Genomic DNA, 22295 nt, shown 5'->3' with positions numbered 1-22295 from the left:
AGCGCAACCAAGTACCTATCTACTGTGTCTGGTACCCGTAGCGAAGGCCAGGTTGGTGACCTCGGTGGCTGGGGTTTCCGCTTCAATGTAGCCGCTAGCGTTACTGGTTGGGAAAGTGTGGGATCAACTCCTGCGGCACCTTCTGCTGGGTTCATGACCCTGGAAAATCCCGTCGGCAATGCTAGCTATCCAGGCCCAGGTGGATTTACCAGCGCATTGTTCCCCAATACCTACGATGCTGCGACCAAAACCTTTAAGTTCCACTATGGCTATGCAGGTGGTTCTTCTGGGCAAGCTCAGTACTCTCGGGAAATTTATGAGACTTGGAAAAAACTTTAATTGAAAGTTTTTAATTGTAAATAAAGTAGCCCATTTGAGCGCCGTAAGGTTCAAATGGGCTCTTTTTATTTGTACGAGAATGAAAACAGCACGTAAATTTTTTGTGTATTTTAGCGTTCTATTATTACACTATTAAAACATACCCAAATGAGACTGTTTAATCTATTCTATCTCTTCATTATGGTGTTGATTTCGCATGCAAGCTTTTCCCAGGCAAGGTCATTTCGAGATTTCATCATTGCTGCCAGTTCTCCAACCAACACCAAAGCAAGTGAAACGAACTTCAAAACTGCAGGAGGTAAAGATCGGTTTGAAACAGAAGAATGGGCCAAAGGCTGGGCACTTTCGCGCGGTAGTGAAGTGGTGAAAGAAGGCTATGCCTTCAATTTTGACTACGAGAGGAATGAATTGTACCTAAAAAAAGAAGATGAAGATGTAATGATCGTTGCCGACAACAACAGCGTGCGTCGCTTTGTTATTTTCAATGGCACCGACTCGATTCGTTTTGTAAAAAGCATCGCTATCGACAAAACCAATAAGGTCTTTTTTCAACTCATGGGCGGAAGTACCTCCGGTAAAATAGCCTTGCTAAGACTACGCACCGCAAAAGCGCTCCCCGTGAATAAAAACGACTACGCCCGCAATTTCAATGGAGATTATTCCACCCAATACCGCAATGAGAATGTGTATTTTTTTGTCGATGCTGAAATCGGCGTAAAGGGGTTTGAAAAAATGACCCGGGATGAATTGCTCAAACTATTCCCTCAGCACCAGGCTATCATCGTGAAACTGGTGACCTCTAAAAAGAACATTGACGAAAAAACCTTGGCTGCTTTTGCGAATGAGGTGAATGGGTTGTGATACAATAAAATAGGGTACATTCAGTGCAAAACAATATCAGCGTTTACGAACCCCCGACGCCTGAAAGGGGCAGGGTCGATTGGTTCTGGTTTCAACCCCGAAGGGGTGACAGGATTATAGCAAAATAACCGTGTTTATTTCATTAAGAGAAACCCCGAAGGGGTGGTATTATGAAATAAAACGGCGAGGATACGGTCAAATAATGTCACCCCTTCGGGGTTCAAATGTATCCTCATGCCATTTTTTCTATAATCCTGTCACCCCTTCGGGGTTAAAAACTCTGCTCAATTTAGAACCAATCGACCCTGTCTTTAGGAGTCGGGGGGGCTGAGACAAATGCAGGATTATGAAAAAATGCTCAATTCTGTGTCCTAATCGTAGCCCTTTAGGGGTAGGGGAGGCTGAAACTACGGTAAAATGTGCGAAAATATTAGATTCAGAACCAGCGGATTTTGTTTTTTCGCGCAACAGAAGCCCCGCTAGGGGCGTGATATGGGTAGAAAACAACGGTCCCGTTTTCCAGAGTCCCGTAGGGACGGAATGTGGGTATTTTTGCCCTCAAAATACCCACATTCCGTCCCTAACGGGACTTCGGAAACATCGAGAATCACCATTTGCTACCCATATTTCGCCCCTAGCAGGGCTTTTAGCCATGCTAAAATGTGCCAAAATAGACCCAGGTTTTGGGGTTCTAAAGTTACCGTACCATAATGCATTCATCCCCAAAACCCTGTGGCTGATCACTTTGAATTTCCTCCTCCTCTTCTCATCCTGTACCCCCAAACCCCAAACCTTCCAACTTAAGGTTTCCCTGCGCAACGCCCAGCCCGGTACCTTTTACCTGTATCGCCTGGTGGATAACCAGGCTCCCACACTGGTTGATTCTTTTCGCAATACCCAGCTCGATGCGCAGTTTACCCTACAGGATGCATCGCCCTGGAGTGAGACATTGTACCAACTCAGTATTCCCAGCCTGCGCAGCAGTTTGTATTTCATCGCTGATGTACCTGAAATTCAAACCAACATCAATGCGGTTGATGTCCGAACCTATACCACTAAGGGATCTAAAGGCTCTTTGGCCTTACAACATTTGCAGCATGTCCAGAATCCACTCCAGGATAGTATGACCATCTTGAACAACAAAATCAACAACAAGATTGGCGACGCGTCTTCCTTACTGGCGGCGAGTACGGTTTTGCAGCAACAACTGATGGACAATTATTTTCAGTTTGCCGATACGACCACCAGTCCGCTAGCGGCATTGTTCATTGCGCAGCAACTGGATTTTGGCAATGACCGAGGCCGACACAAAGCTTTTATTACCCGTCTGGAAAAACGTTTCAAGCAGCACCCACAAATGGCTGCCTTTATCCAAAAGACCAAAGACTATTTAGCCCTTTTTGAGGTAGAATACGAGATTGGAGATAGCCTGCCCTCCGCCAGTTTTGTGGATCGAAATGGTCTAACTCAAAGCCCCGCTCAGTGGAAGGGGGGATACTATTTGCTCGAATTTTGGTCGAGCTACTGCGCCCCTTGTTTGGCACAATTGGAGCAAAAAAGAGCTCTGTATCTAAAGTACCGATATACTGGCTTTAAAATGCTGGCTTTTTCGCTGGATGAAGACCCGGATATGTTGAATAACACGCTACAAAACGCACAATTTCCCTGGCCAGTTGTCGCCGATTTAAAAGGTTGGAGCAGCGCGGCGGTCAATGCCTATAAAATTGACAGCATCCCTTTCAATTTTTTGGTAGGCCCTGACGGGAAAGTAGCGATGAAAAACGTGGATGCCATTCGGCTGGATTCGGTTTTGAAGGATTGGAAGAAGCGCTAAATCCCCACCTCCAACCAATCATCAATCTGTTTTTCTTTACCATTAAAATTTACGCCCACTGCTGTAATGACCTTTCCCGACGCCTGATATTTGGCGGCATAATTGCGTTGATGGATCTGTTCGATGGCTTCCTGTGCCGTTTTATTGAATTTGAATTCGAAAATGTATACATGGGTTGCCGTTTGCACAATCGCGTCCGCCCGACCCTGGGCAGAATGCACTTCACTGTCGGCGTACATGCCGAGGTAGTTGAAGATCAGGTGCACCAGGCCATGGTACAAACCCTCCGATTGCTTGTCGAACGTTTCGGCAGGTAAATCGGCCAGGATGGAATTGAGAATGGCACGAACTTGCTTCAGACTATTGTTTTCGAAGGCTTGTTTCAAGTCTTTGATGGTACGACCAGTATGGCTACGATTTGGATTTTTAGCCAGATCGTCAATTAAGAGTTGGTACATGCTTTCGCGCACCTCTTTGTTGGGGTAATCCAGTTCATAGTCGCCCGTCATCACATCCCTTGATTTGACGGTCAGGTAGCCGGTTTGAAAAAGCAGGGGGATCAGTTCGATGTGCTCTAAGTCAAAACGCTCAAAAATGAGGTTGCTCACCACCACGTTTTCGACATTGTACCAGGCCAACTGCCGCATTTGTTTGACCAAAAACTGGGGGCTACCCGTGGCGAACCAATAATTTTGAAAGCTTTGGTCTGCGAGAAAATTGAGGGTTCCGAAGGGGTTGTACACCCTGTGTACCCCATCCCAGGAGTAACCATTGTACCAGGTCTTGATATTTTCCACCAAAACCTCTTTGGATACCTGCAGGCTTTCCTGAATTTTGCTCAAATAATCTGCGAAATAATGGAGTAATTCTTCTTGAGTATATCCGGTGAGGGTAGCGTATTGGCCCGATAGGGTGATGTCTCTCAAATTATTCAAATGGGAAAAAATAGAGACTTTGGAAAACTTGGAAATACCCGTGATGAAAACCAGTTCCAATTGTTCGTCGGCACTTTTTAAGATGCCATAAAAATCTCTTAAAATGTCCCGATTGGCCTTGGCTTGTTCCAAGGTGTGGTCTTCCAAAAAATCGATAATGGGTTTGTCGTATTCATCAACCAGGAGCACAACTTTGCCATGCTTTTTAAATAATTTTTGTAGTAACTCAGAAAATTGCCCTTTTATGTCGGATTTTTCGAGGCTTATTCCAAAAAAACTGGCACGGTCTTCAATCTCTGATTTGAGTACAGCCAACAACCCAGTTTCTCCGTAGCCCATCTTATCAAACGAAAAATGCAAAACCGGGTGAATTTTCGTCCAATCCCATTGGTTCTCGATCCACAGCCCTTCAAACACCGCTTTATTGCCTTCAAAAAGTTCTTTCAAGGTAGAAACCAGCAGGGATTTGCCAAAACGCCGGGGCCGCGAGAGGAAATAATACTTTCCTTCACTCACCATTTGGTACACCAGTGGAGTTTTGTCCACATACACGCAGTTCTTTTCCCGGATTTGCGTGAGGGTTTGAATGCCGATGGGTAGGTTTTTCATGGTACAAAGGTATGGACTTACGGTTGGTATCTACATCTCAATTTTCCAATTGATTAGAGATCATTGATCTCCTCAATTGACAGCCCTGTGAGTTCCTGGATATTTTCGTTTGACGCACCAGTTGCTTTCAGTTGTTTGGCAATATTGAGGATTAACTCGTTCTTTTTTTCCAATTGGTCCTTGGTTGTGTTCAATTGGTCCTTGGTTGTGTTCAATTGGTTCTTGGTCAGTTCAAATTTCTCCTGGAAAAAGGCAATCTTATTGTCTCTATCGATAAGCACCTTTAAAATTTCGTCCTCGATAAACATGGTTTCTTCGAGGTCTGGATTTTCGCTATCGGCGGCTTGTAGGCGGGCAATGACTCGATCCAAAAAACCGGGGAACATTTTGCGGATCAGCCGCAGGCGATGCTCATTGTTTTTGACTTGTTCTTTCTGATCAAAGATTTTCAGTAGTGCATACAGCTTTTTTTTGTATTCATCATGCAAGTATTCCTCCTCCTTGATGTTGTGCAAATTGGGCAATTGCACCACGAGCATATCGTAACTCAGGTTGTCAATGAATTCATTGTGTTTTTTCAGGGTTTCGTTTTTAAAAACACCTGTTTTCAGGCGATTGATTTTGATGAGTAGGTCATTGATTTCATTCTCGATGCGAAAATTAAGGATGAAAATAGGAATCAACCGAATTGGGCGCTCTACGATTTTGATGGCTTGGGTTTGAATATCCGTGACTTCGACGATGTTTTTTTGCTGAAAATTCTTGCTGATGTAACGTTTGAATCGAAAGATGTCTTCTGGTTCAGTGGCTTTTTGAAGTTCAATCATGATCAATTCTTCCGTACCGTCGGCCAACTCGATGGTAGCGGTAAAATCGAGATGAAAAAGCCGCACATCATCGTCGGTTTTAGGATCTTTGATTGTATTAATTGGTTCTTTTTTTTCGGGGTGGGTAAGGGGTTCGAGATGCAGTTTTTTGATTTTTTCGTTAATGAGCGTTGAGAGTACAATCAGCGCACTTTCATAATCAGCCATTAAGTACCTGAATACCACATCGTAAATGGGGTTAGGAATGATGATGTATTCGCTATTGTTTGGATTGGCGTTTTCCATATTCAACTGTTTCGACTACAAAGATAAATAAAATATTCTTTTTGTCAAGAAAGTAATTTTATAAGGAAATGTTTAAAAAATGATATTTTCCCCGCAAGTTAGCAAAAACGGAATTTGGATTGGGTTTGAATTGTCGGCTAACCGTCATTAGTTAACTTGCAGTTTACCGCAAGAAGCAGCGAAATTTTTCATCCTTTCGTTAATAAAATGCAACAACATTCGGTATTTTTAAAATAATCCCAACTGAGTAAGCATTTAATAGCATTACTACCAAATAATAATCTGAAAAAAAACACTCCCCGTTGGCCTAAATTTTGATCGTTTATTCCGTCATTGTTAAAAAATCCAGAAAATGTTATTGCATATTTGAACAATGACTTAATTTTGGAGAAGGATTAGTTTTACAAACAGATAAAATCGGATTAGTATGAAAAAACACTTACTAGCGCTTGCGCTGGTAGCCCTTGCTACGGCTTCTGCTATAGCACAGCGAGCTATCACAGGCAAAGTGACGGACAAGAGTGGTGGCGCCCTGATCGGAGCCAGTATTCTTGCCAAGGGAACCACAACCGGTACCGTTACAGAAGTAGACGGTTCTTATTCTTTGAGTGTCCCTGCTAACACCTCCATTTTGGTGATTAGTTACACCGGATACACCACTCAGGAAATTGCGCTTGGAGCAGCCAACGCTATTGATGTAGTGTTGGAAGAAAGTTCTCAGCAGTTGAACGAAGTGGTTGTTACCGCTCAAGGTATCCGTCGGGAGAAAAAAGCCCTGGGATACGCGGTTTCTACTGTAGGCGAAGATCAACTCCAAGACCGCCCACAAGCGGATGTAGGTCGGGTTCTTCAGGGCAAAGTACCGGGCGTAAACGTCACCTCTACTTCCGGGGTTTCGGGCACAGGTACCAACATCACTATTCGCGGGTACTCCTCCATTACCGGATCGGTACAGCCTCTATTCGTAGTGGATGGCGTTCCATTCAACTCCTCAACCAACTCACGGGGTGGTTTCACCGGTGGGGGACAATCGGCTTCCAGTCGCTTTTTGGACCTCGATCCCAACAACATTGAAAGCATCAGTGTATTGAAGGGTTTGGCGGCTACGGTTACTTATGGTGACCAGGGTCGTAACGGGGTAATCCTGGTGACGACCAAGAGTGGCAGTAAGAAATCGCGTAAAGCCGAGTTTAGCGTTACGCAATCGATGTTTACCAACACCGCGAACCTACCTCGGTACCAAAACGACTATGTGGGTGGTTTCCAGCAAAACATTGGCCAGTTCTTCAGCAACTGGGGTCCAACCCTCAATGAGGCCCAGATTTATCCCTCTCAGAATACCTCGTCATCCCTAACCAACCACCCTTATGCACTCTTGTCCAATGCTGCGCTGCGGGCAGGTCAGGCAGATTACGTAGCCTCGGTGAGCCCTTACAAAATACAGGTGGCTCCAAATAATGTAAAAGACTTCTTCCGCACCGGAAAAATTTACAACACGTCTTTGAACATTTCTGGCGGAAGTGAAAACATGAGCTACAACGTGTCGGGCGGTTACGTCAACGAAGAAGGGTATATTCCTGGGAACGGCTTGAAAAAACTCAACCTGGGCGTGGGTATCAATGCCAAGTTGACCAAAAAACTCTCGGTGGTGACCTCCTTTACTTTTGCCAATACGGATCAGTACTCTCCACCATTGAGCTCTGGTACTGGAAACAACGCGAACGACTTTCCTTCCGTGTTAGCCAACGTGTTGTACACCCCACGTCAGGTCGATTTGAATAATTGGCCTTATGCGGATCCGGTAACGGGTGCTTCGGTTTATTTCCGGGCTGGCAACGACATTCCTAACCCACGCTGGGTATTGGAAAATTACAAAACTACCGGGGTGGTCAACCGGATTTTCTCGGCAACCACCTTCAATTTTGAAATTGCCAAAGATTTCAATTTGCTGTACAAAGTGGGTTTGGACACTTACTCAGAAGACCAGGAGTTCCAGCTGAACAAGGGTGGGGTACAATTCCCAACGGGAGCTTATTTTACCCGGAACCTTACCAACACCATCTGGGACAACTCGGTGATCTTGTCTTACTCGAAACCCGTTTTTGATAAATTGACCATCGCCGCTAGATTGGGGGGTAACATGCGCAACGATGTGCTTCTATCGGATGGCATAAGCAGTCAAAACCAATTGGCCCGTAACTTGTTCCGCCACAGCAACTTTATCGACAACGTTGGTAGTGATGGCATCGAGGAGCAAACCCGGATGGGTATTTTTGGGGAAGTGACCATTGATTACAGCAACTTCCTCTACCTGAACTTTGCGGGAAGAAACGACTGGACTTCAACGGTTGAACCTGAAAACCGCCGGATTTTTTATCCATCGGCAAGTTTGTCCTTCATCCCTACTTCTGCTTTCTCAGGGTTGGACGGTGGATTTTTCAACTTCTTGAAACTCCGTGCCGGTGTAGGTACTTCGGCTGGATTCCCCAACCCGTATCAAACTCGGAACATCCTGAATCAAGGTGCCAGAGCCTGGTTGAACACCGCTGGCGGGGCGATTCAGAGCCATTCGGTCAACAACAACCTGGGTAACCCAAATTTGAAGCCTGAGTTGCATACCGAATTCGAATTTGGGATAGAAGGAAAAATGTTCAACAACCGCTTGGGCTTCGATGTAACTGCTTACCGCAGAGATACTCGTAATTTGATCACTAGCGCACCACTTGATCCCGCTACCGGTTATACGGCTACAACCATCAACATTGGTAAAATTCGCAACCAGGGGATCGAATTGAGTGTGACTGGAACACCAGTTAAAACCAAAAATTTCAACTGGGATGTTACGCTGACCTTCAGCCGCAATACACCTGAAGTGCTTGACCTGGGGGGAACCTTGAAAGAGGTACAAATCTCTGGTTTCGCTGGCTTGGGTAACTTCGCTATCGTGGGCAAACCTTTCAACATTATCAAGGGGACGGGTTATCGCCGCAACGACCAGGGTCAACTTCTGGTTGATGGTGGAGGTTACCTCCAGGCTACGGCTACACCTATTGTTTTGGGCGATCCCAACCCGGCCTTTACCACCGGGTTGATCAATGGCATTACGTACAAAGGCTTCTCGCTTGACTTCATGATTACCTACCGTCATGGTGGTGCCATGTACAGCAGTACCGCGGGTGCACTGATGGGCCGGGGTTTGACCGAAGATACGGGCTTGAGCAATGGTTACGACCGTGCTCAAACTTTCATCTTCCCAGGGGTAAAAGCGGATGGAACGCCCAACGACATTCAGGTTACTGCTGCTGACGTAGGTTTCAATAACCTTTATTTCTTTGGGGATCAAGCTCGTGTCTATGACGCCTCAACCATCAGATTGCAAGAAGTATCGCTCACGTACAGCCTTCCTCAGAAAGTGATTTCCAAGACGCCATTCAAAGGAATTTCTTTGGCCATCTCTGGAAGCAATCTTTGGTACAAGGCGCTTTATTTCCCTGAAGGTTTGAACTTCGACACCGACAACCTGGGCTTGGGTGTAGGCAATGGTTTGGGCTTTGAATTCCTGACTGGACCTAGCTCCAGAAGAATTGGGGGTACCTTGAAATTGAACTTCTAATCTGACACTGAATGTTTAACATTTGGTCTTTTAAAATCAAAGCGATGATACGTAATATCAAGATATTGTTTCTGGTATTGACGGTAACGTTGGTTGCTTCCTGCGATCTGGATTTGCTGGACAACCCCAACGCGGTAACCGTCAACAATGCCGACATCAACTTCATTCTCAATCAAATCGAAGTAGCTTCTGCCGGAAGTTTCAACAATTTTAGTGATCCAGGCATGCGCCTGGCTCGCATGTTGAACCAGGGTGCAGCCATTTACGACAACGCCGTTGCCCCTGGAGGTACCAACGGACTCTGGAATACCGCCTATGCCAATTTGCTGGCCGACATCAGTGCAATAATACCATTGGCCGAAAAAGGGGAATTGTTCGTACATGCGGGAATTGCACGTACCATTCGTGCCAATATATTGATGAACCTGGTGGACGTCTACGGCGACGTTCCTTATTCACAAGCCATCGACCCCGCTAATTTCAACCCTGGAGTGGACAAAGCTGCAGATGTATACGCTGCTGCCTTGGCTGATTTGAACAAAGCTGCGGAAAATTTCGCTGCCAAGTCCAAGTCTGGAGCAAGTGGTGATTTGTTTTATGGCGGCAATACCGATAGCTGGATTCGTTTGGTGAATGCCATGAAGTTGAAGCTCCATTTGACGCTTCGTTTGGTCAATAAGGCGGGATCAACTACAGCAATCAATGCGCTGGTAACGGAAAACAAACTACCATCCACTACTGCGCAAAACTTTGCCTTCAAATACGGAACCAACTTGACCAACCCGGACACCCGTCATCCACGTTACGGTGGACAATACGGCCCAACGGGTGGTGGCGATTACCAGTCGAATTCCTACATGGGCGCCCTGTACAATTCCAAAGGTTTCCCTGATCCTCGGATGCGTTACTATTTCTACCGCCAAACCATCAAAAACCCAACTGACGTCAACCAATTGCGCTGCATTACCAACCAAAAGCCAGGTCACTATGGGGAAAATGATGTGTTCTGCTTGCCTACCAGCGTGGGCTATTGGGGCCGTGACCACCTGAGCAATGAGGGTATTCCACCCGATGGTTTGTTGCGCACGGCTTGGGGGCTTTATCCTGCTGGCGGTTTGTACGACGACGACGCAGGCAAAGGGGTTTCTTTGAATGCTGGTGCCGGTGGTGCAGGTATTCACCCCATCATGATGCGCTCTTTCGTTGATTTTATGTTGGCTGAATCGGCATTGGTGCTTAAAACCAGCGGCGATCCAAAAGCTTTGCTAAAATCTGCGATTGAAAAATCAATGGCGGATGTACGCAGTTTGGCGCTGGGAACCAGTGAAGCGAGCAAACTCAATGCTTTCGAAACGAGCAAAGGGTTTGTTTGGGCCACCGAAGTAACCAAATATGTGGATAAGGTACTAGCTGATTATGATGCTGCTGCCAGCGACGATGCAAAACTAAACATCATCGCCACCGAATATTGGTTGGCCTTGCACGGCAACGGTATTGAGGCCTATAACCTCTACCGCAGAACCGGGAAACCAGCAAATCAACAACCAGGACTGGATCCCAACGTAGGCCCATTTGTGCGTTCTTTTTACTACCCGTTAGACTACATTGTTAGAAATAAAAATGCGGTGCAAAAGACCAATAGTACGGTACAGGTATTCTGGGATACAAATCCGGCTAACAATTTCATCAAGTAAATTTAAGGGCCTGGTATTTCATTTATCAACCTGATAAAACGAATGTAAACATGAAAAGCATTATAAAAATTGGTTTGTTGTTTTCTGTGCTGGCTTTTTCATCCTGCGAAACGGAAATCGTCGAGAAGATAGATGAGTTCAGTTTCGAACAAGGGGGCTACATGCGTCAAGTTACGCCTTTTCCAGTGGCCGCTTTTACGGTAAGCAAAGCCAACTTGGCTGGTACCAAAATTGAATTTCTTGCCGAAGCTGTGACACCCGAAGCTGGAGCACTCTTTGCTTCTTATGATTTAGTGGTGCGCTTTGTTGACCGTACTGGAGGTACCAGTAGCAAGGCGGACGTAGCGCTCAAGTCGATCCCTGCATCTGCTTATGCCAAGGATCCGACTACAGGCTATCCTCGGGCAACCATTACCATTACGGGTAAGGAAATGCAGGATAAGTTAGGGCTTACCGACGCTGATCTTACAGCAACGGATCGTTTCGAAGTGCGTGGTACGATGAAGTTGACCAATGGAAAATCCTTTAATGCCGCCAATACTGGTGCGAACATTACCGGTGGAGCTTTTTATTCTTCTCCATTTCTTCATCAAGCGAATGTAGTGAATTAACAATTTTTTGTTAAATAATTGTGAAGTGGAGTGCTTTTTAAGCGCTCCATTTCTATTTTTGCAGGATCCTATTTTTTTGTAAGCCAGATTGCATAAGCAGGTTTGAAAAAAAAGTATAGGCAGCCCTAGATCAGTTCCAAACGTTCTGTTGTTTACAGCGATTCTAGATTACCCATCCCTTGAACACAACGCCTAATTTTTTTCACGGCAACACTCAGGTCTTCAACCTGACTGAATGTATATTTTCGACAATTCAATAAAATCAAATTCATTGGTATGAAAAAACATTTACTCGCTTTGGCACTGCTGCTCTTTGGAGCTACGGTTGTTTTTGGACAACAATCCATCAGTGGCAAAGTAACCGACAGAGATGGCGATGCACTCATTGGTGCAAGCATCATGGTAAAAGGGACAAGCATTGGCACTGTATCAGACATTGACGGAAATTTCAAAGTCACTGCAACCGGAAATGCCATTCTGGTTATTTCCTATACTGGTTTTGCAACTTTGGAAGAAGCCCTAAACAATCGCACCGAACTTACCATTGTTCTCCAGCCAGGTATCGATTTGGCTGAGGTGCTCGTAACGGGTTACGGTACGGCCATCAAGCGCGAATTGACGGGTAACATCGCCAAAATTCGCACCGAGGACATCAAAGACATGCCCGTAACCAGCTTCGACCAAGCCATGCAAGGCAAAGCAGCAGGTGTACAAATCACCTCTGGTAATGGTAAATTGGGCCAGGCTGTACAGATTCGGGTACGCGGCCAATCTTCAGTATCCGCTTCCAACGAGCCCTTGATAGTGATTGATGGGATTCCGGCTACAACAGCGGACTTGGGTTCATTTGGTGGAGCTACCAACCCTCTTGCCGACATTAATCCTCAAGACATTGCATCCATCGAAATCCTGAAAGACGCTTCTGCTGCCGCCATCTACGGTGCACGTGCTGCCAACGGAGTAGTGCTGGTAACCACCAAGCGTGGTAAAACAGGTCGCACTAGCGTTAATTATGGCTTCCAGTACGGCCAGAGCAATCCCGCCCGTTTGTTGGAGTTCTTGAATACGGAGCAGTACCTGAAATTGTATCGCCAGGCTGCGGCAAACTCTGACCGCATCGATGGCCTCGCTGCTTCTGATCCAGACTCGTACACCACCTACATGGAGGATTTTTTCAAAACCCAAAGTTTGGGTACTTTTGGTACGGATAAGGCTGAAGATACCGATTGGGGTAAGCTGGCCTATCAAGATGCGCCAATGCAACAGCACGACCTGAACATTTCAGGGGGTAACGACAAAACCACGTTTTACATGTCTGGTCAATGGTTTGACCAAAAAGGTATTTTGATTGGCAATGCGCTGAACCGCATCTCTGGTCGAATCAACGTCGATCACCAAGCTTACAAGTGGTTGAAGGTAGGGTTCAATACGAGTTTGAGCCGTTCTTTCAACGAACGCATCTCTGGTGACCGCCAGTTTGACAACCCCATGCAGATCGTGGCTTTGCCTCCAATGACGCCACAAAACGATCCTGATACAGGTTTGCCAGTAGGTACGCCTCCTGGAGACATCAGCATTCCGGTGTACTATAACCCACTGATCAACCTTGGCAACGCCTATTACAACACCAATACCAACCGCAACTTGAGCAGCGTTTATGCGCAAGTCAGCATTCTGGATGGTTTGAGCTTCCGTTCAGAATTTGCACTGGACCTATTGGATCAACAAGAGGAGTTGTACTACAACAGCAAAACCCAGCGCAACTTTAGTGCACCCCTGGGGTTGGGGCGAAACCTGTTCACCCGGGTTGAAAACTACAACACGAACAACTACTTTACCTACAATACAGGCTTCGGTAAAACCCGACTGGATCTGACAGCGGGTATGGCTTATCAGCAATCACAGCAGAAGACCAACTTCATCGAAGGCCAGGATTTCCCTTCTGACGCCTATCGCCAGATTGCCAGTGCTGCCCGCAAAACAAACGGTGAATCTACCGAAACCAACTTCCGCTTCTTGTCTTACTTTGCACGTGCCAACGTCAAACTGGCCGATAAATACCTCGTGGGTGTAAGTGTACGTACGGATGGTTCTTCCCGTTTTGGTAAAGAAAGCCGTTATGGTTTCTTCCCTGCCGCTTCTTTGGGCTGGATTGTTTCCGAAGAAGGCTTCTTGAACAACAACAAGGCCATCAGCTTCCTGAAGGTGCGGGCCAGCTATGGCCGTACCGGTAACGCAGAAATTGGCAACTTCCCACAGTTGGGACTTTTCCAGGGTGACGCTGGTTACAATGGCGCTCCTGGTCAGCGTCCTTCCCAGTTGGGCAACCCTGATTTGAGCTGGGAAACCACTGATCAGTTCGACGCAGGTATCGACTTTGGTTTGTTCAAGGATCGCATCACTGGGGAAATCGATTTTTACAGCAAGAGCACCACTGGTCTGTTGTTAAATGTAAACATTCCGTCAACTACAGGTTTTGCCACTCAATTCCGTAACGTTGGTAAATTGACCAACCAGGGGATAGAAGTCGTATTGAACACCGATGTAGTAAGAGGTGCTTTCCATTGGAAAACCAGCTTGAACTTTGCAGCCAATAAAAACCAGATCACCGACCTGCAAGGCCAAATCATCGAGGCTGGTTTGAACAACATGAGCCGCGCCGTAGAAGGCCAACCATTGGGTACCTACTTCACTGCTGAATACGCTGGTGTAGATCCTGCCAATGGTAATGCATTGTGGTACAAAAATGCCACCGAAGGCAACCGTGAAACCACCAGCACTTACAGCCAGGCAACCCGGGTAGTAGTAGGTAGCCCACTTCCCGATTGGATCGGTGGCGTAACCAATACCTTCAGCTACAAAGGTCTTGAACTGTCTGTATTGTTCAGTGCTGTAATCGGCAACGAACTCAACTTTTACGGGGTAGGTCGTTTCTCTTCTGCCAATGCGCGTTTTGAAGACAACCAAACTGTAGATCAGTTGGCTGCCTGGACGAAAGAGAACCCCAATACCAATATTCCTGAAGCCCGTTTGTTCTTCAACAACGGAGCCCAGCCTTCCAGCCGCTTTATTCAGGATGGTTCTTTCGTCCGTTTGCGCAACGCAACCTTGTCTTACAACTTCCCTAAAACATTGACCAGCAAAGCCAAGATCCAGAGCTTGCGGTTATTTGTAACAGGACAAAACTTGCTTACCTGGACCAACTACATCGGTTGGGATCCAGAAGTTAACGCTGATGACATTGTAACCAACATTGCACAAGGTTATGACTTTTACACTGCTCCTCAGCCCAGAACGATCCTGGCTGGCTTTAACATCGGGTTCTAATTCCCGGAACAGCGCAAAATGTTTTTAACCTTTAAAAAAATGAAAATGCACAAAATGCTCAAACATATAGCGCCGTTTGCCCTGATCCTTTTGGGGGCTTCGGCTTGCGACAGCAAACTGGATGTTGCGCCTACGCAGACCATCGATGAAAATCTGGCCTTGGCCACTCCGCAAGACGTAAAAGTGACCCTGACCGGTGCTTACGATGGCCTTAGCGATGGTGACGTTTATGGGGGTGGTTTTCAATTTACCAATGAATTACTTGGTGATGACCGCGAATTTGTTTTTGGCGGTACCTTTGCTACACTGGATGAAGTCTGGCGGAAAGCCATTACACCCGGCAATACCCAAACCTACGCAACCTGGAGAGATGCTTATGGTGCCATCAACCGCGCCAATAACGTGTTGTCTGCCTTGAGTATCTTGGATGCAGCCGATCGTGGGCGGGTTGAAGCAGAAGCTCGCTTTATCCGTGGGGTTTTGTACTTCGAGCTGGTGAAATTGTGGGGTAAAACCTGGGGCGATGGCGACAACAACGCCAATCCAGGGGTGCCATTGGTTACTACCCCTACCCGGGTTATTACCGATGCTGACTATCGCTCAAGATCGAGTGTTCAAGCCATTTACGCACAAGTTATTGAAGACTTGACCAAAGCAGAAACTTTGCTGCCAGCTACTAAGGCGGGTGACAATGCTACCCTTGCTACGCGTGATGCGGCATCTGCAATGTTGTCGCGGGTATACCTGATGCAAGGCAACTACGCGCTGGCTCGTGATGCTGCCAACAAAGTCATCCAATCTGGAGCACGTGGATTGGCAGCTAGCTTTGCAGACGTTTTTGCTACCGGTGGGGCGAGCAATGAAATCATCTTCCGCATCGCCGTATCGGATCAGGATGGGACCAATGCTATGAATACCTATTTCGCGCCAGCAACATTCCAAGGACGTGGTGACATTCGGATACAAACCAAATATACTGATTTGTTTGAAGCTGGTGATGTGCGTAAAACGTTCACTACCACGGCAAGTAATCGTATTTTTACCCGCAAATTTTTAGACCGATTTGGTGATGTTCCAGTCGTACGTACGGCTGAAATGTACCTGACTCGCGCAGAATGTAACCAACGTTTGGGTACATCCGTAGGTGCTACACCACTGGCTGACGTGAATAGAACACGCACCAGAGCTGGTTTGGCTGCCTTGGGCACTACAACTCTGGCTGCAATTCTGAAAGAACGCCACCTCGAGTTGTCATTTGAAGGCAATTATCTGGATGACATCAAACGCACTCGGGCTAGTGTAGGGGCCAAACCTTTTGGTGACAACTTACTGGTTTTGCCCATTCCACAACGGGAAACGGATACCAATAAGAACTTGACTCAGAATCCTGGGTATTAATCTACTATTTACGTCAAGTTTAAAGGGGAGCTACTTCTGCATAGGGGTAGCTTCTTTTTTTTATTTTTATTTTTAAATTATTTATTTTAAAAACAAAAGTTTATTATTTTTGCTTGTGATAATCTTTATTTTCATGTAAATTGTTGGGGTAAAGAGGAGATAATGCAATTCTTTAATTGAAAACAATAAGGTATGCGCACCTTAAACAAAGAAGAACTCTACAAGATTTACCCCAGCTCAGATGGCAAGCGAATGGCAGACAACACCTTGCAATGGGAATGGATTGCATTGATCAAGCTGGGAATGGATGCAGTTTTTAAAGACCGACCAGACGTTTTTGTGGCGGGCGACCTGCTCTGGTATCCAGTAAAAGGCCGTATCGATATTCGGGTAGCGCCCGACGTGTTGATTGCCATCGGCGCCCCTAAAGAATCGCGTGGCTCCTACATTCAATTTGCAGAAAATAATTTGCCTCCCCAGGTTGTGGTAGAAATTCTTTCGCCGAGCAATACGGCTAAAGAGATGGAAAAAAAGCTGGCCTTTTACCAAACCTATGGTGTAGAAGAATATTACATCTACGACCCCATCCGATTTATTTTTTCAGTTTATGCCCGTCGTACTGACACTTTGGTGTTGCAAGAAATCAGCGAAGAAGAGTGGTTAAGCCCAATTCTTGGAGTACGGTGGAGCATGAAAAACGGGATTCTGGAACTTTTTCGACCCGATGGACAACCTTTTCTGTCTTACCTCGAATTATTTGATGAGCAAAACACCGCTTTAGAAGAATTGGAACAACAAAGAGAAGAAATGAAAAATAAGGTTCAAATGCTGGAAGAGCAAGAAAGGATGATTCTTGCTCAAGCCTCCAGGATTGAACAGGAGATAAAACAGTTCAAACAGGAAAAACAACGCGCTGATCATGAGCAACAGCGTGCGGATCATGAGCAACAACGCGCCGAACAGGAGCAACAACGCGCCGAACAGGAGCAACAGCGTGCTGATCAAGAAAAGCAACGTGCCGACCATGAAAAATCAGAGAAAGAAAAACTAATCCAAAAGTTAAAGGAATTGGGTATTGATCCAGATGCTATTTGAACCAGAAATTAGGTTACAAAAAGAGCAAAAAAAACATAGGAAAATGTCATATTAACCAGCGTGTTATCAACATTTTAGCAAAAGTGTACCCCTGCAATGTTAACCAAAAGTTAAATCACCCCTTGACTTTCTCCATCTAATTTTCTATATTTAGTTCAGATCTGTACAATCCGAATAAATGACGACAACAGAATTTCTGAGGTACTTGCAGTATGAAAAACGCTTCTCTTTGTATACCATAGAAGCGTACCGGACTGATCTGTTGCAGTTTACTACTTACCTGCAAAACCAATATGAAATTGCTGATCCAACTTTGATTCAGCATATTCACATCCGTTCCTGGGCCGTATCCTTAATGGAGCAAAAGAGTGCAGCTTCGACCATCCGCCGCAAATTGTCTACCCTTAAATCTTATTTTCGCTATTTGCAACGAGAGAAAATCATCCCTCGTTCGCCTATGTTGCAAGTAAGTTTGCCCAAATTGGGCAAGCGTCTGCCCGCAGTAGTGCCTGAGCAAAACCTGGCCCAACTGCTCGACCCGATTGAAACTCCAAGTGATTACCTCACTATGCGAGATCAAGTCATTATAGAGTTGTTGTACCTCACCGGAATGCGCCGAGCTGAGCTATTGGGATTAAAAGTGTCGGATTTGAATATGCATGCTCAAACCATCAAAGTGCTGGGGAAAGGCAACAAGGAAAGGCTTATTCCTATTTCTCATGCTACAGCCACATTGTTGAAGCAATACCTTGATCTGCGAACAGCAGCATTCTCAAGCACTAATGAAACGGCTTTATTGCTAACCCATCAAGGTAAACCCGCTTATCCAAAACTCGTCTATAGAATCGTAAATGCTTATTTGAGCACCGTTACAACGCAGGAAAAGCGCAGCCCTCACGTACTGAGGCACTCTTTTGCCACCCACTTATCAGATCACGGTGCCGATCTAAATGCCATCAAAGAATTGTTGGGCCATTCCAGTTTGGCCGCAACTCAAATTTACACCCACCACTCTATTGAACGACTAAAAAAAATTTACCAACAAGCTCATCCCAAATCAGGTGCGCAATAGTGCCATCTTGTTTGCAGATGAAGAATCGATCTTTATGGTCTAACCCTTTAAATTCTTGAATTATGGTAGTGTACACTGAAGCAGTACAGTTTAAAGTTGACAGCAAATTGGTTGACTTTATCGAGAAGAAATTGAGCAAAATTGATCAGTTTTTTGACCGAATCATCAATGCTCGAGTTGTGTTAAAATTAGAAAATTCAGGACAGGTACGGGAAAAAATTGCAGAGGTACGAATAAATGTACCCGGAGAAACCTTGATCGCCAAAGTAACCAACAAATCTTTCGAGGCAGCAGTAGAGCTTGCGGTTGATTCCTTAAAACGACAAATCATCAAATACAAAGAAAAACACGCGTAGGGGCGATCCAATGTAATCGCCCCTAGGGTGCCCACGCAGGGGCACCCCAACAGGCATCCCTCCAATTTAATTTAACGGGTTTAACCACCTGCCAGGAACCAAAACCAGGCAACGTTGGTTAAACCCGTTAAACTTTTTAGCAAGAACCTTTGAAAATATCAAACCCATTACCCTATATTTGCCCCACGCTTTGAAAAAGAAGAAATCAAAGAAAAAAAAGTTCACTAAAATTTGATAATTCTACAAGAGGCACTATCTTTGCAATCGCTTTCGGAAAAAGATGCCGAAATGCTTATAAAACTTGACATTTCTGACCAAAATTAGTGGTTTGAGCAGGTTGAAAAACCTACTATAATGTGCCTTTTAAGCAGTTCGTTTTTGTTGGTTTATAAGTCCTTACCAAGTGACTTTTGTTAACTAAAAAAAACAATGCTTATTATATCCACGCCAGCATAGCTCAGTTGGTAGAGCAGCTGATTTGTAATCAGCTGGTCGGGGGTTCGAGTCCCTCTGCTGGCTCATGTTGCTCAACACACGATTTTTTCTCATCGATCAACTGATGAATTCATTCAATAGGTTGATCATGGGCTCCAAGGGGGTGCGCCGCAGGTGGAGAGGCGGGCCAGACTGTAAATCTGGTGTCTTTGACTGAGTTGGTTCGAATCCATCCACCCCCACAACTTTACAAGCGGAAGTAGCTCAGTTGGTAGAGCATCAGCCTTCCAAGCTGAGGGTCGCGGGTTCGAGTCTCGTCTTCCGCTCCATTTAAGCTCAAACCACGAATTTATTCGTGATGGAGGCACAAAAGAAACCAAACCACGGATTTATTCGTGGCGACTTCGCGGAGAAAGCTTCGTTGAAGCCATTACAGGGAGGCAACTCCCTTTTGCTGTTACTAGGAATACGCCGATGTAGCTCAGTGGTAGAGCACTTCCATGGTAAGGAAGGGGTCAGGGGTTCAAGTCCCCTCATTGGCTCCAGGTCATAGATACTTTTTGTTTCTTAACTTACATCCAAAAATTCTATACTGATGGCTAAGGAAACCTTTGATAGATCAAAGCCGCACGTAAACATTGGCACGATTGGTCACGTTGACCACGGAAAAACGACGCTTACAGCTGCAATTACTACGGTTCTTGCTTCTAAAGGTCTGGCAGAGAAAAAAGATTACGACTCAATCGACGCTGCCCCTGAGGAAAAAGAGAGAGGTATTACAATCAATACCGCTCACGTTGAATACCAAACAGAAACACGTCACTATGCACACGTAGACTGCCCAGGTCACGCCGACTACGTAAAGAACATGGTAACGGGAGCAGCTCAAATGGACGGCGCTATCTTGGTTTGTGCAGCTACTGATGGCCCTATGCCACAAACTCGTGAGCACATCCTTTTGGCTCGTCAGGTAGGTGTTCCTGCAATTGTGGTTTTCATGAACAAGGTTGACCTTGTTGATGACCCAGAAATGTTGGAATTGGTAGAAATGGAAGTCCGCGAATTGTTGGACTTGTATAAATTTGATGGCGACAATGCTGCCGTTATTCAAGGCTCAGCGCTTAGAGCATTGGAAGGAGATCCTTTGTATGTACAGCGCATCTTTGATTTGATGGATGCTGTTGATACTCAGATTCCTGAGCCAGAGCGTGCTACTGATAAGCCTTTCTTGATGCCTATCGAAGACGTATTCTCAATCACTGGTCGTGGTACTGTTGCTACTGGCCGTATTGAGCGTGGCGTTATCAACGTTGGTGATCCAGTTGAGATCATCGGTATGCAGAAAGAAGGTGAAGCACCATTGAAATCTACTGTAACGGGTGTAGAAATGTTCCGTAAACTGCTTGACCGTGGTGAAGCTGGTGACAACGCCGGTATCCTCTTGCGTGGTATTGACAAAGAAGCCATCCGTCGTGGTATGGTTATCTGCAAGCCAGGTTCTGTAAACCCTCACCTTGAATTCAAGTGTGAAGTTTATGTACTGAGCAAAGAAGAAGGTGGCCGTCACACTCCATTTTTCAAAGGCTACCGCCCACAGTTCTACTTCCGTACCACGGACGTAACTGGTGATTGCGCCCTGCCTGATGGAGTAGAAATGGTAATGCCTGGCGATAACGTTACTTTGACCGTGAAATTGTTGAGCCCAATCGCAATGGAAAAAGGTCTTCGCTTCGCGATTCGTGAAGGTGGCCGTACCGTAGGTGCAGGTCAGGTTACTGAAGTGATTAAATAAGGAATCCCTTGTGGGGTGACCATGCTTGGAACCATCATCTAATCGGTGAGTCATTCTAAGTTATATAATCATAATATCAATGAAAGTTAAGCATCTCACCTCAGGTGGGGTGCTTAATTTTTCGATACACGGGCATAGCTCAGCTGGTAGAGCGACGGTCTCCAAAACCGTAGGCCGAGGGTTCAAATCCTTCTGCCCGTGCAAAATCACCGCATTTAATGATTTTACATTAAATGACACGACCACGTGATAAATCCATGGTTTATCACAATGGTTCATTTGATTTATCGTGGGGAAAGAGCAAACCATACAATGGAAAAGATTCAACTTTATTTAAAGGAAAGTTACCAGGAGCTCGTTAAAAACGTATCCTGGCCAACTTGGGCAAATTTACAGGGCAATGCAGTGGCAGTTGTCATTGCTGTGTTGATGTTGGCGACTATTGTCTTTCTGATGGACATGATTTCCAAGTTCACACTGGATTTAGTCTACGGAATTTAATAAAGATAAAGTGCCGATAGGCATTCGGCAGATGTGTTCTGTCGAGTGCCTTTCGGCGTTTGTTTAATGATCGTATAAATTGGCTAAGACCGATGTCTGAAGGTACAAAGTGGTACTCATTAAGGGTAATCAGCGGCAAGGAGCGCAAAATCAAAGAACGCATTGATGCTGAAATTCTGCGCAATGAATGGAATTCATTTATCGCATCAGTTGTCGTGCCTACAGAAAAGGTCTACAAAATCCGCAACGGGAAAAAGGTCATTTCCGAGCGCAACATTTTACCAGGATATCTTTTGGTAGAAGCTGTGGCTGGAAAACTTAGCCCTGAAGTGGTTCAAGTCATCGCAAACGTACCTAACGTCATTCATTTTTTGGGAAAAAATACGCCCGAACCGATGAAAGATGCTGAAGCCAACCGTTTGCTTGGCAAAGTCGACGAGTCTCAAGCCGCAGGTGAATCGCTCATTGAACCATTTATCGTGGGCGAAACCATCAAAATTGTAGATGGTCCTTTCAGTGAATTCATCGGCGACATCCAAGAGGTCAACGAAGAAAAGAAAAAACTGAAGGTGATCGTAAAGATTTTTGGGCGTGGTACCGAAGTAGAACTTGGATTCATGCAGGTTGAAAAAACCGGGTAGGGACAACCCTACGTGGTTGTCCAGTACCCCTACGTGGTTGTCCAGTACCCCTACGTGGTTGTCCAGTACC

General features: G+C 45.6%; 16 protein-coding genes and 5 tRNA genes. 19 read left to right on the top strand and 2 right to left on the bottom strand.

The window, feature by feature from the left end; translation table 11 throughout:
• From ABW391_RS08320 to ABW391_RS08310, 3 genes are all read left to right on the top strand, one after another.
• Positions 1 to 339 (top strand): hypothetical protein (locus tag ABW391_RS08320; RefSeq protein WP_353481383.1); only part of this gene is annotated, 339 nt, incomplete at its 5' end.
• A gap of 147 nt (positions 340 to 486) precedes the next feature.
• Positions 487 to 1200: a hypothetical protein gene (locus ABW391_RS08315; protein ID WP_353481382.1), complete on the top strand. Its 714-nt coding sequence runs from the start codon at positions 487 to 489 to the stop codon at positions 1198 to 1200.
• A 745-nt stretch (positions 1201 to 1945) separates the two neighbouring features.
• The gene (locus tag ABW391_RS08310; RefSeq protein ID WP_353481381.1) at positions 1946 to 3034 is read left to right on the top strand and encodes a TlpA family protein disulfide reductase; all 1089 of its coding nucleotides are present in this window, start codon (positions 1946 to 1948) and stop codon (positions 3032 to 3034) included.
• On the opposite strand, the gene ABW391_RS08305 is transcribed toward ABW391_RS08310, so the two are convergent.
• Together ABW391_RS08305 and ABW391_RS08300 are read right to left on the bottom strand one after the other, a co-directional pair.
• Positions 3031 to 4578 (bottom strand): PD-(D/E)XK nuclease domain-containing ATP-binding protein, encoded by a 1548-nt coding sequence (locus ABW391_RS08305; protein WP_353481380.1) that lies wholly within the window; start codon positions 4576 to 4578, stop codon positions 3031 to 3033. The two genes, ABW391_RS08310 and ABW391_RS08305, sit on opposite strands and share 4 nt — an antisense overlap.
• Positions 4579 to 4631: 53 nt before the next feature.
• Complete coding sequence (locus tag ABW391_RS08300) at positions 4632 to 5690, bottom strand: hypothetical protein (protein WP_353481379.1); 1059 nt, start codon at positions 5688 to 5690, stop codon at positions 4632 to 4634.
• A 427-nt stretch (positions 5691 to 6117) separates the two neighbouring features.
• Between ABW391_RS08300 and ABW391_RS08295 the strand changes: the two genes are divergently transcribed.
• The 16 genes from ABW391_RS08295 to nusG all read left to right on the top strand — a co-directional run bounded on the left by ABW391_RS08295 (position 6118) and on the right by nusG (position 22225).
• Positions 6118 to 9303, top strand: coding sequence for a SusC/RagA family TonB-linked outer membrane protein (locus ABW391_RS08295; protein WP_353481378.1), 3186 nt, complete (start codon positions 6118 to 6120; stop codon positions 9301 to 9303).
• Positions 9304 to 9347: 44 nt separating this feature from the next.
• Complete coding sequence (locus tag ABW391_RS08290; protein WP_353481377.1) at positions 9348 to 10997, top strand: SusD/RagB family nutrient-binding outer membrane lipoprotein; 1650 nt, start codon at positions 9348 to 9350, stop codon at positions 10995 to 10997.
• A gap of 50 nt (positions 10998 to 11047) precedes the next feature.
• Complete coding sequence (locus ABW391_RS08285; RefSeq protein WP_353481376.1) at positions 11048 to 11608, top strand: hypothetical protein; 561 nt, start codon at positions 11048 to 11050, stop codon at positions 11606 to 11608.
• Between the two features lie 276 nt (positions 11609 to 11884).
• Positions 11885 to 14935: a SusC/RagA family TonB-linked outer membrane protein gene (locus ABW391_RS08280; RefSeq protein ID WP_353481375.1), complete on the top strand. Its 3051-nt coding sequence runs from the start codon at positions 11885 to 11887 to the stop codon at positions 14933 to 14935.
• A 54-nt stretch (positions 14936 to 14989) separates the two neighbouring features.
• A complete protein-coding gene (locus ABW391_RS08275) occupies positions 14990 to 16333 on the top strand; it encodes a RagB/SusD family nutrient uptake outer membrane protein (RefSeq protein WP_353481374.1) in 1344 nt (447 codons plus the stop codon).
• Positions 16334 to 16525: 192 nt separating this feature from the next.
• Positions 16526 to 17428: a Uma2 family endonuclease gene (locus tag ABW391_RS08270; protein WP_353481373.1), complete on the top strand. Its 903-nt coding sequence runs from the start codon at positions 16526 to 16528 to the stop codon at positions 17426 to 17428.
• A gap of 178 nt (positions 17429 to 17606) precedes the next feature.
• The gene (locus ABW391_RS08265) at positions 17607 to 18500 is read left to right on the top strand and encodes a tyrosine-type recombinase/integrase (RefSeq protein ID WP_353481372.1); all 894 of its coding nucleotides are present in this window, start codon (positions 17607 to 17609) and stop codon (positions 18498 to 18500) included.
• Positions 18501 to 18562: 62 nt separating this feature from the next.
• Positions 18563 to 18856 carry a ribosome hibernation-promoting factor, HPF/YfiA family gene (hpf, locus tag ABW391_RS08260; protein WP_353481371.1) on the top strand — a complete coding sequence of 98 codons (294 nt, stop codon included), beginning with the start codon at positions 18563 to 18565 and terminating at the stop codon, positions 18854 to 18856.
• Positions 18857 to 19302: 446 nt separating this feature from the next.
• Positions 19303 to 19375 (top strand) — tRNA-Thr (locus ABW391_RS08255).
• Between the two features lie 75 nt (positions 19376 to 19450).
• Positions 19451 to 19533 (top strand) — tRNA-Tyr (locus ABW391_RS08250).
• Positions 19534 to 19544: 11 nt separating this feature from the next.
• Positions 19545 to 19620: transfer RNA gene (locus ABW391_RS08245), tRNA-Gly, on the top strand.
• 141 nt (positions 19621 to 19761) lie between these two features.
• Positions 19762 to 19836 (top strand) — tRNA-Thr (locus ABW391_RS08240).
• 50 nt (positions 19837 to 19886) lie between these two features.
• On the top strand, positions 19887 to 21083 hold the full coding sequence (gene tuf, locus ABW391_RS08235; protein ID WP_353481370.1) for an elongation factor Tu: 1197 nt from the start codon (positions 19887 to 19889) through the stop codon (positions 21081 to 21083).
• A gap of 128 nt (positions 21084 to 21211) precedes the next feature.
• Positions 21212 to 21284: transfer RNA gene (locus ABW391_RS08230), tRNA-Trp, on the top strand.
• 111 nt (positions 21285 to 21395) lie between these two features.
• The gene (secE, locus tag ABW391_RS08225) at positions 21396 to 21584 is read left to right on the top strand and encodes a preprotein translocase subunit SecE (RefSeq protein WP_353481369.1); all 189 of its coding nucleotides are present in this window, start codon (positions 21396 to 21398) and stop codon (positions 21582 to 21584) included.
• A 92-nt stretch (positions 21585 to 21676) separates the two neighbouring features.
• Positions 21677 to 22225, top strand: coding sequence for a transcription termination/antitermination protein NusG (gene nusG, locus ABW391_RS08220; protein ID WP_353481368.1), 549 nt, complete (start codon positions 21677 to 21679; stop codon positions 22223 to 22225).
• Positions 22226 to 22295 lie beyond the last annotated feature (70 nt).

It is taken from the genome of Haliscomenobacter sp. (assembly GCF_040403615.1).
In the GTDB taxonomy this organism is placed as follows: domain Bacteria; phylum Bacteroidota; class Bacteroidia; order Chitinophagales; family Saprospiraceae; genus Haliscomenobacter.
This window is presented reverse-complemented; position numbering and strand designations above follow the sequence as displayed.